The organism is Stenotrophomonas sp. STK17_22, from assembly GCF_051983905.1.
GTDB classification, from domain to species: Bacteria; Pseudomonadota; Gammaproteobacteria; order Xanthomonadales; family Xanthomonadaceae; genus Stenotrophomonas; species Stenotrophomonas maltophilia_A.
In genome coordinates, this window is the sequence record NZ_CP197010.1 from 654201 (window position 1) to 665832 (window position 11632).

The following is an 11632-nucleotide window of genomic DNA, read 5'->3' on the forward strand; positions in this document are numbered from 1 at the left end:
GAACCCCGCTTTTGCTTTGGCAGTTGCCGTTGCCTTGGCCTCGGCGGGTGCCGGGCGCCGCCCGGCCAAAGCCCTTCCCCCGCTTCCGGTACAATGTCGGGCCCGTTTCCCAACTACGGTTCCCCGGACATGATGGTCCTCGAGGGCGCGCCCGCCCTGTCGCCGTTCCGCCGCGAACGTCTTGAATCCCGCCTGCAGTCCATCGCTCCCTCCCTGCGTATCAGCGGTGCCTGGCACGTCTACTTCGTGCAGCCCGAAGGCAGCGCCGCCCCCGACCTGACCACCCTGTGCCGCATCCTCGAAGCCGCGCCGCAGGCCGAGGCCGTGGCCGACGGCGCGGTCAGCCGCATCGTGGTGCCGCGCCTGGGCACGCTGTCGCCGTGGTCGAGCAAGGCCACCGAACTGGTCCGTGGTGCCGGGCAGCCGGTCAGCCGGGTCGAGCGTGGCCTGCGCATCGACGTGCAGGGGTGGCCGGCCGATGCCGCCGCCCAGCAGGCGCTGGTCAAGGCGCTGCACGACCCGATGACGCAGTCGGTGCTGGAGACCGTGGAACAGGGCCAGGCGCTGTTCTCGGCGCCGGCCCGCGGTGAACTGGAACGCGTGCCGGTGGACCAGCTGGAGGCTGCCAACCAGCGCCTCGGCCTGGCCATGGCCCAGGACGAGATCGACTACCTGCGCGAACGCTTCACCGCGCTCGGCCGCGCGCCGTCCGACGTCGAGCTGATGATGTTCGCGCAGGCCAACTCCGAGCACTGCCGGCACAAGATCTTCAACGCCAGCTGGACCATCGACGGCCAGGAGCAGGACCGCTCGCTGTTCCGGATGATCAAGAACACCCACCAGCAGACCCCGCAGCACACGCTCAGCGCGTACAGCGACAACGCCGCGGTGATCGAAGGCCATCCGGCGTCGCGTTACCGCCCGGATCCGGCCAGCGGCGAATACCGCCGCGAGCCGCAGGTGCCCAGCGCGTTCCAGATCAAGGTGGAAACGCATAACCATCCGACCGCGATCGCGCCGTTCCCGGGTGCCTCGACCGGCAACGGTGGCGAGATCCGCGACGAAGGCGCGACCGGCCGCGGCGGCAAGCCGAAGGCGGGCCTGTCCGGGTTCTCGGTCTCGCACCTGCGCATTCCGGAGCTGCCGCAGCCGTGGGAAGCGCCGCGCGCGCTGAACCCGCGCATGGCACCGGCGCTGGAAATCATGACCGACGGCCCGCTTGGCGGCGCTGCGTTCAACAACGAGTTCGGCCGCCCGAACCTGCTCGGCTACTTCCGCAGCTTCGAGCTGCCGGAAGGCGCCGATCTGGTGCGCGCGTACGACAAGCCGATCATGCTGGCCGGTGGCCTCGGCGCGATCGACCGCGTGCAGGTCGACAAGATCCAGCTGCAGGCCGGTGATGCGGTCATTGTGCTCGGCGGTCCGGCGATGCTGATCGGCCTGGGCGGCGGTGCCGCCAGTTCGGTGGCCTCCGGCGAGAGCGCCGAGGACCTGGACTTCGCCAGCGTGCAGCGCGACAACCCGGAAATGGAACGCCGCTGCCAGGAGGTCATCGACCGCTGCGTGGCGATGGGCGCCAACAACCCGATCAAATTCTTCCACGACGTTGGTGCCGGTGGCCTGTCCAATGCCATCCCCGAACTGCTGCACGACTCCAAGGTCGGCGGTGTCATCGACCTGGGCAAGGTGCCCACCGATGATCCGTCGCTGTCGCCGATGCAGCTGTGGTGCAACGAGTCGCAGGAACGCTACGTGCTGGGCGTGGCCCAGGAGCGCCTGGCCGAGTTCGCCGCACTGTGTGCCCGCGAGCGCTGCCCGTTCGCCGCGGTTGGCGTGGCGACTGCCGAGGAACACCTGGTGGTGGCCTACGGTGCGGTGCCGGGCCACACCCCGGCCGATGCGCCGATCGACCTGCCGATGGATGTGCTGTTCGGCAAGCCGCCGAAGATGCACCGCGACACCGCGCATCCGTCGGCCCCGCGCTGGCCGGCGCTGAAGACCGGCGGCCTGGACCTGCAGGAAGCCGGCCTTCGCGTGCTCGCGCACCCGACGGTGGCGTCAAAGAATTTCCTGGTCACCATCGGTGACCGCAGCGTCGGTGGCCTGACCGCACGCGAACAGATGGTCGGCCCGTGGCAGCTGCCGGTGGCCGACGTGGCGATCACCCTGGCCGACTTCGAAGGCGTGTCCGGTGAAGCGATGTCGATCGGCGAGCGCACCCCGCTGGCCCTGCTCGACGCCGCTGCTTCGGCACGCATGGCGGTGGGCGAAGCGTTGACCAACCTGTGCGCGGCCCCGGTCGATGCGCTGGATGAGATCAAGCTGTCGGCGAACTGGATGGCCGCGGCCGGCCACCCGGGCGAAGACGCGCTGCTGTACGACGCAGTGAAGGCGGTGGGCATGGAACTGTGCCCGCAGCTGGACATCAGCATCCCGGTGGGCAAGGACTCGCTGTCGATGCAGGCGCAGTGGCACGACCAGGGCGAAGCGCACAAGAGCGTGTCGCCGGTGTCACTGGTGATCTCGGCGTTTGCGCCGGTGGCCGACGTGCGCCAGCAGCTGACGCCGCTGCTCGACCGCGACGTGGAAAGCGAGCTGTGGCTGATCGGCCTGGGCGCCGGCAAGCAGCGCCTGGGCGGTTCGATCCTGGCCCAGGTGCATGCCGACCACGGCGAACTGCCGGCTTTCGCCGGTGCCGCTCCGGACCTGGACGACCCGCAGCGCCTGCGTGGCTTCTTCGAACTGATCCGCGATGCGCGCCAGTCCGGGCTGCTGCTGGCCTACCACGACCGCAGCGACGGCGGTGCCTTCGCTGCGCTGTGCGAAATGGCCTTCACCTCGCGCCTGGGCCTGGACATCACCCTCGATGCCTGGGGCGATGATCCGTTCCGCAGCCTGTTCAATGAAGAACTGGGTGCGGTGGTGCAGATCGCGCGCGAAGACCGTGCTGCGTTCGCCGATCTGGTCGAACGCCACGCACTGACCGAATGCGCACAGCGCATCGCCAAGCCGACCACCGCGCCGGTGGTGCGCGTGTCGCTGGGCGGCGAGAACCTGGCCGAGTGGCGCTGGGACGCGCTGTTCGACGCCTGGTGGTCGGTCACCCACGCGATGCAGAAGCGCCGCGACAACCCGGCCAACGCCGACGCCGAGCGCGAGATTGCGCGTTCCTTCACGGCGCCGGGCCTGAAGCCCAAGCTCAGCTTCGACCTCAACGAAGACGTGGCGGCGCCGTTCATCAGCACCGGTGCGCGCCCGCGCGTGGCCGTGCTGCGCGAGCAGGGCGTGAACGGCCAGATTGAAATGGCCAACGCCTTCGAACGTGCCGGCTTCCGCGCGTTCGACGTGCATATGAGCGACCTGATCGAAGGCCGCGTGGCCCTGCAGGACTTCACCGGCCTGGTCGCCTGTGGTGGCTTCAGCTACGGCGACGTGCTCGGTGCCGGCCGTGGCTGGGCCACCTCGATCCTGGAGCGCAGTGCGCTGCGTGATGCCTTCGCCGCATTCTTCGCGCGCGAGGACAGCTTCGCGCTGGGCGTGTGCAATGGCTGCCAGATGATGAGCCAGCTGAAGGGCATCATTCCGGGGGCCGAGCACTGGCCGCAGTTCCGCCGCAACGCCAGCGAGCAGTTCGAAGCCCGTACCGCGCTGCTGGAGGTGGTGGAATCGCCGTCGATCCTGCTGCGTGGCATGGCCGGATCACGCCTGCAGGTGGCGGTGGCGCATGGTGAAGGCCAGGCGGTGTTCGACAACGCCGTTGACCAGGCCGCCGCACGCGTCTCGCTGCGCTACATCGACGGCAATGGCAACGTCGCCAGCCAGTACCCGCTGAACCCGAACGGTTCGCCGGACGGCATCACCGGCCTGACCAGCAGTGACGGCCGCGTCACCATCATGATGCCGCACCCGGAACGCACCCCGCGCGCGCTCAACCTGAGCTGGGCTCCGACCGAGTGGCAGGGTGACTCGCCGTGGATGCGCATGTTCCGCAACGCGCGGGTGTGGTGCGGCTGATCGCACTGCATCGCGCAGGCCTCAATGCCATCGCGTATGGAAAAACCCGCCGTTGATCGGCGGGTTTTTCTTTGCGCGCTTGAAACTCCAGTCGCGACCGCTAGTTACATGCATTTTCATGCGTCGAGGAATCGTCACGCATGTATAACAAAATACTTTCATAAACACGTGAAATAGTGATGTGCTTCACGGCAATAGGATTTGCTGTGTCAAAGTCTTGACGATCTGCAAAGTTGCCGTTAACACTTGAGCCCCGTTTCAGAATCATTCATTTCGCAGTAACCGCTTGGCGCACGCGCTCGGTTTTCTGTCGCTGCGCGCCGTTCGGCAATACCCCGCAGTAAATCACGCGAATAAACGCCCCCAGGGGACGTTGGGCCGGAAAGCCCAGCGGTGGCGTTGCTTTGCCCAAAACCAGTCCAATCAGGAGCCGTACCGATGAATCGGATTTATCGCAAGGTCTGGAACAAAGCATTGGGTCAGTTGGTGGTGGCCTCGGAACTGGCCTCCTCCGACAGCGGCGGCGGGGTCGTCGACCAGCGCCGCGATGCGACACAGGCCACGCCCGCACTGTTGGCAGTGGCACTGGGCCTGGCAATGGGGTTGGGCATGAGCGGCAGCGCCGCAGCACAGTCGGTGCAGATCGGCGGCAGCGCCACCTGCGTTGCATTCAGCGGCAAGCTGCTCGAAAAGTGCCTGATCGAAGGCTCGGCCACGGCCAAGGGCAGCAACGCGGTGGCGATCGGCAGCAACAGCAATGCCAGTGCCGCCAACAGCGTTGCGCTGGGCGCTGGCTCCAAGGCCACGCGGGCCAACACCGTGTCCGTCGGCGATGCCGGCAAGGAACGGCAGATCGCCAACGTTGCGGCGGGCACCCAGGCGACCGATGCGGTGAACAAGGCGCAGTTGGACGCGCAGGCGCGCGCCACCCAGGCTGCGCTGGCCGACGTTGCCGCAGATGGCAACCGCTATTTCAAGGCCGATGGCGCAGGCGATGACAGCGACGCGGCGAAGATCGACGGGCAGGGCGCAGTCGCGGCCGGTGCCGGCGCGCAGTCGCTGGCCAATGCCACCACTGCCATCGGTACCCAGGCCATTGCCGCGGGCCTGGGCGCAAGCGCGTTCGGCCAGGGCGCCTTGGCAATCGGCGATGCCAGCGTGGTGGTCGGGCAGAGCGCTGCGGCCTTCGGTCTTGGCGACACCGCGGTTGGCGCAAGCGCGACCGCCGCCAGCGAGAACGGCGCGGCCACCGCACTGGGTGCGCTGTCCGAAGCGACTGCCGATGGCGCCACGGCTGTGGGCGGCGGTGCCGTGGCGATGGGCCCGGGCAGCACCGCATTGGGCCGCGGCGCTACCGCCGCCAACGAAGCGTCGATTGCGGTGGGTGCATTCAGCACCGCCGTTGGTGAATACAGCACCGCGCTGGGCTCGAATTCCGCTGCGGTTGCCACCGGCAGCGTGGCGCTCGGCGCGGGCTCGCTGGCCGACCGCGTCGATACCGTGTCCGTTGGTGCCGCCGAATACGGGCTGACCCGGCAGATCACCAGCGTGGCCGCAGGCACCGAAGACAACGATGCAGTCAATGTCGGTCAGCTGAAGGACGTCGCCGCCGTGGCCGATTCCACCGCCAAGCGCTTCCAGGCCAATGGCAGCAGCAACAGCGATGCCGGTGCACTGGCCGAGGGCGACGAGGCGCTGGCGGCCGGCGAGGCCGCCAATGCCATCGGCAACGGCACCACTGCAGTCGGTGCCGGCGCCACCGCCGTCGCGCAGAACGCCACTGCCGTTGGCAACAACGCGCTGGCCTCGGGCCAGAACAGTGCCGCGTTCGGCAACAACGCGCAGGCCAACGGTCCGGGCAGCGTTGCCGTGGGTGGCGCTGCGGTGGATGCCGACGGCAACCCGCTGATCACCAGCGGCGGCGTGCCGGTGGAAACCGGCGCAACCAGCGCAGGCGTCGGCGGCACTGCGGTCGGCGCCAGTGCCGAAGCCAGTGGTTTTGCGGCGTCGTCCTACGGCGTCGGCGCCTATGCGGCCGGTGCGCAGGCGTCGGCCTTCGGCGCCGTGGCCAATGCCATCGGCGATTATTCCACCGCGCTGGGTACGCAGAGCAACGCGACGGGCACCAGCAGCGTCGCCATCGGTGGTCCGGCTGACCTGATCCCCGGCCTGGGCTTCTTCGTGCAGACCCAGGCCAGTGGCGAAGCCGCCACCGCCGTCGGTGCCGGTGCCATCGCCAGTGGCGACCGTGCCGTGGCCAACGGCAGCCTCAGCGAAGCCTCCGGCGCCGAAGCGACCGCGGTCGGCTACTTCGCCTATGCACCGGGCGAGAACGCCAGTGCCCTCGGCGCGCAGACCTGGGCGAGCGGTGCGCAGAGCACGGCCGTGGGTTACTACGCCACCGCACGCGGCGCGAACAGTGTGGCACTCGGCGCGAATTCCGAAGCGGTGCGCGCCAACAGCGTGGCCGTCGGCAGCGCCGGCAACGAGCGGCAGATCACCAGTGTTGCTGCAGGCAGCGAAGCCACCGATGCGGTGAACAAAGCCCAGCTCGACGCCGTGGCCAGCACTGCCGACACCACCGCGCGTTTCTTCCAGGCACAGCCGGAGGCGGGCAGTGATGCTGGCGCACTGGCTGATGGCGAAGGCTCCATCGCTGTGGGTTCGTCGAGCAATGCGATCGGCGCAGGTGCCATTGCACATGGTGCTGCCGCGTCGGCCATCGGCGATGACAGCGTGGCCGTGGGCCGCAACAGCGCGGCCACCGGTAATGGCGGTGTCGCCATCGGTGGCCTCGGCCAGGCCTACGACGAGTTCAACCAGCCGATCATCGGTGCCGATGGCACGGCGCAGCAGGTGGGCACCACCGCTGTTGCCGATGCCACCGCAGTCGGCAGCGGCGCGCAGGCCACCGGGGCTGCCAGCAGCGCCTTCGGCAACGCGGCCAAGGCCAGTGGTGACAACAGCTTCGCCGCAGGCGGCAAGTCGCGCGCCACCGGCAGCTATGCGGTTGCGGTCGGCGACAGCGCATTCGCCAGCAGCGATGACAGCACTGCAGTAGGCGGTTACAGCTGGGCGACTGCCAGTGGCGCAGCAGCATTCGGTTCGGGTGCATGGGCCACTGCCACCAATGCCTCGGCGTTCGGCAACGCGGCCTGGGCCAGTGGCAGCGGCGCAACGTCCATCGGTTACAACAGCTGGGCCAACGGCGCCAGCTCCACAGCGGTCGGCCGTGGTGCCTTCGGCTATGGCGACAACAGCGTGGCGCTGGGCTTCCAGGCGCTGGGCAACAGCATCAACAGCATCGCCATCGGCACCAACACGGTAGCCGGTGGTGAAAGCGCGATCGCGCTGGGTGCGGGCAGCAATGCCAGCGCCAGCAATACGGTCGCGCTGGGTGCCGGTTCGGTCGCCAACCGAGCGCGCACGGTGTCGGTGGGCAGCGCCGGCAACGAACGCCAGGTCACCAACGTCGCCGCCGGCACCCAGGCCACCGATGCGGTGAACAAGGCGCAGCTGGATGCGGTGGCGACCACGGCCACCACCACCAGCCGCTTCTTCCAGGCCAGCGGCAACGGTGATGACGTAGCCGGTGCGCTGGTGGAAGGTGACAACGCACTGGCGGCCGGTGATGCCGCCAACGCCATCGGCAATGGCGCCACCGCACTGGGTAGCGGCGCCAACGCGCTGGCCAGCAACGCACAGGCGCTGGGCTTCAATGCGTTGGCGACCGCAGCCAACGCCAGCGCTGTTGGTGCCAACGCACAGGCCACGGGCGAGTACGCCACCGCGCATGGCGCGGAAAGCGAAGCCAGCGGCGAGCAGAGCGCGGCGTTCGGTGCGGCCAGCATCGCCAGCGGCGCCGGTAGCACTGCCAATGGCGTGCTGTCCGAAGCGTCCGGCGAAGAGGCCGTGGCCGTGGGCTACTTCAGCAATGCCAGTGGTGACGCGGCCACCGCTGTCGGTAGCGAGAGCGTAGCCAGTGGTACGGCGTCGGCGGCCTTCGGTATCGGTGCCGAAGCCAGCGGCGGTTACAGCACCGCCATCGGTGGCTACGCGCAGGCCTCGGCGTTCAATGCCACCGCGTTCGGCAACTTCGCCAACGCCTCCGGCTCCAACAGCGTGGCAGTGGGTGGCGACTCGGAAGCGTCCGGCGCCTACAGCACCGCCACCGGCCAGGGCAGCCTGGCCACCGGCACCAACAGTGTCGCCGTTGGCGGCTCGCTGTTCGGTCTGCTGGCCACCGAGGCATCGGGCAACTACTCCACTGCGGTGGGTGGTGGCGCCTGGTCGGGGGGCATCAACAGCACCGCACTGGGCAACGCCGCCGAATCGCGTGGTGCCAACAGCGTGGCGCTGGGTGCGGACTCGATTGCCGACCGTGACAACACCGTATCGGTGGGCGGCGGTGGCAATACCCGCCAGATCACCAATGTGGCCGACGGCATCCAGGGCAATGATGCGGTCAACAGGAATCAGCTCGATGCCGTAGCCGCGGCAGCGGAAAAGACCAGCCGGCAGTTCCAGGCCAGTGGCAATGCCGATGGCGAAACCGGGGCGCTGGTCGAGGGTGACAACGCGCTGGCGGCCGGTGACGCGGCCAATGCGATCGGCAACGGTGCCACCGCGCTTGGCAGTGGTGCCAATGCGCTGGCCGCCAACGCCACCGCCGTGGGCATCGATGCGCTGGCCACCGGTAGCAACGCGGCTGCCCTGGGCAGCACGGCACAGGCCACCGGCGAAGACAGCCTGGCGCTCGGTACCGGCGCCAGCGCCAGTGAACTGGGCGCCACAGCCACCGGTGCGCGTGCGCAGGCCAGTGGTGCGTACAGCACCGCCAGCGGCGCCGAAGCCAATGCCAGCGGCACCCAGGCATTGGCCAGCGGCTTCCGCAGCGCCGCGTCCGCCGATGGCACTACCGCTGTCGGCGGTTATGCCGAAGCCAGCGGTCGGCTCGGCACGGCACTGGGCTACGGTTCGGCGGCCAGTGGCGCCAACACCACGGCGGTCGGCTTCGGTGCCGCCGCCGCCGGTACCGGTGCAGTAGCGGTCGGTCAGTCCAGCGAAGCCAGTGGCGAAGAAAGCGTGGCGATCGGTGGCAGCACCTTCTTCGGCCTGATCCCGTCGCGTGCCAGTGGCACCGGTGCCGCGGCATTCGGTGCGGGCGCGTGGGCCACCGAAGACTACGCCACGGCGATCGGCTGGAATTCGTGGGCGGCGGGCAGCAGCGCCACCGCGCTGGGTGCCAACGCCACCGCCAATGGCAACAACAGCGTCGCGCTCGGCGCCGGATCCAAGGCCGACCGTGACAACACTGTGGCCGTCGGCAAGGCGGGCGGTGAGCGCCAGGTCACCCATGTCGCAGGCGGTACCGAAGCCACCGATGCGGTGAACAAAGGCCAGTTGGATGCAGTCGCCAGCGTCGCCGACAAGACCAGCCGGCAGTTCCAGGCCAGCGGCAATGCCGATGGCGAGGCCGGTGCCCTGGTGGACGGTGACAACGCACTGGCCGCCGGCAACGCGGCCAACGCCATCGGCAACGGCGCCACCGCGCTGGGCAGTGGTGCCAATGCCATGGCCGGCAATGCCACGGCCGTGGGCTTCGATGCGCTCGCCACCGGCAACAATGCGGCGGCGCTCGGCAACGCGGCGCAGGCTGCTGGTGTCGACAGCGTAGCCGTGGGCAGTGGCGCCAGCGCCAGCGAACTCGGCGCCAGTGCTACCGGCGCCGGCGCCCAGGCCAAGGGCGCTTACAGCACTGCCAGCGGCGCGCAGGCCACGGCCAGCGGCACCCAGTCGCAGGCCAGTGGTTTCCGCGCCAATGCTTCGGCCGACGGCGCTTCGGCGCTGGGCAGCTATGCCGAAGCCAGTGGTCGCCTTGGCACTGCAGTGGGTTACGGCAGCAAGGCCACCGGCGCCAATGCCACTGCGGTGGGTGTCAGTGCCAACGCGTCGGCGGCCGGCAGCATCGCACTGGGCGCAGGCTCGGTGGCCGACCGTGCCAACACCGTGTCGGTGGGCAGCAGCACCAGTGATCGTCAGATCACCCGCGTCGCCGCCGGTACCGAGCGCACCGATGCGGTCAATCGCGGCCAGCTTGATGCGGTCGCCGCAACCGCTGATGGCACGGCGCGTTACGTCAAGGCCACCGGCGCAGGTATCGCCAGCGCCAGCGGCAGTGATGCCGCCGCGATCGGTTCGGCGGCCAGCGCCAGCGGCGCACGCAGCAATGCACTGGGTGCCAATGCGATGGCGATCGGCAATGGTGCACTTGCGCTGGGTACCAGCGCCGGCGCATCCGGTGCCAACTCGGTGGCACTGGGCGCAGGTTCGCGTGCGCTCGATGCCAACGTGGTGTCGGTCGGCGGTGGCAACGGCACCGAGGGTCCGGCCACGCGCCGCATCGTCAATGTGGCCGATGGCCGCATCGCCGCCGGCAGCAGCGATGCCATCACCGGCTCCCAGCTCAACGTCACCAACCAGCGGGTGGGTGCGGTGGAAACGCGCGTGGGCGATTTCGATTCGCGCATCGCCACCGTGGAAACCACCGCGGCCAGCGCGGTCGGCTACGACGACGCCAGCCGTGACCGCCTGACCCTGTCCGGCTTCCAGGGCACCACCATCGACAACGTCGGTGCCGGCAGCATCGCTGCGGGCAGTCGCCAGGCGATCAACGGCGGCCAGCTGTTCCAGTCGCTCAGCGATGCCGCCAGCTTCCTCGGCGGTGGTGCCAGCGTCGGCATGCAGGGGGTGTTCGTGGCCCCGAACTACGTGATCCAGGGCGCCACCTACAGCAACGTCGGCGATGCGCTCGGCGCGCTGGACCGCAAGGTCAGCGAGATCGACCGCAGAACCGCCGGTGGCTCGCGTGCCGGGACTGCCAACCTGCGCGCGATGAGTGCCTCGCTGGATGAGAGCCCGCTGGCAAGCACCGCTGATGCACCTGCAACGGCCGACGCGGCACCGGCCAGCACCGCGCGTGTGCAGGGCACGCCGACCGCTGCTGCCGCCGGTGCCGGGATTCCGGTTGGCACTCCCGCGACGGGCTTCAATGCCGTCGCCATGGGCGAGGGCGCCGTCGCCAGTGGCGCTTCGTCCACGGCCATCGGCCAGGGCGCCAATGCCACTGCGGCAAATGCCGTGGCGCTGGGCCAGGGCTCGGTTGCCGATCGTGCCAACACGGTCTCGGTGGGCAGTGAAGGCAACGAGCGCCAGGTCACCAATGTGGCGGCGGGTACCACGGCCACCGATGCGGTCAACAAGGGCCAGCTCGACCGTGGCATGGCCACGGCCAACAGCTACACCGACAGCCGCGTCCAGGCCGTCGCCGACAGCTTCGATGTGTTCAAGGGCGAGATCGACGGACGCCTGCGCCACATGGATCGCCGCATCGACCGCCAGGGTGCGATGAGCGCGGCGATGCTCAACATGGCCACCAGTGCCGCCGGTATCCGCACCCAGAACCGGGTCGGCGTCGGCATTGGTTTCCAGGGCGGCGAGTCGGCGTTGTCGCTGGGCTACCAGCGTGCGATCAGCGATCGCGCCACGGTGACCTTCGGCGGTGCTTTCAGCAGCGACGACAGCTCGGTTGGCGTCGGTGCCGGCTTCGGCTGGTAAG

At 69.1% G+C, this 11632-nt stretch carries 2 protein-coding genes; both read left to right on the plus strand.

The genetic code is table 11. From position 1 onward, the window contains the following. The first annotated feature begins 129 nt into the window (after positions 1 to 129). Positions 130 to 4014 carry a phosphoribosylformylglycinamidine synthase gene (gene purL / locus ACSYS9_RS02930; RefSeq protein ID WP_143048192.1) on the plus strand — a complete coding sequence of 1295 codons (3885 nt, stop codon included), beginning with the start codon at positions 130 to 132 and terminating at the stop codon, positions 4012 to 4014. A 438-nt stretch (positions 4015 to 4452) separates the two neighbouring features. Further along, complete coding sequence (locus tag ACSYS9_RS02935; RefSeq protein WP_049461662.1) at positions 4453 to 11631, plus strand: ESPR-type extended signal peptide-containing protein; 7179 nt, start codon at positions 4453 to 4455, stop codon at positions 11629 to 11631. Position 11632: the final 1 nt, after the last annotated feature.

Coding starts and splice junctions, on each gene's coding strand:
- ACSYS9_RS02935 (WP_049461662.1), top strand. CDS start 4,453: ATGAATCGGATTTATCGCAAGGTCTGGAACAAAGCATTGGGTCAGTTG.
- purL (WP_143048192.1), top strand. CDS start 130: ATGATGGTCCTCGAGGGCGCGCCCGCCCTGTCGCCGTTCCGCCGCGAA.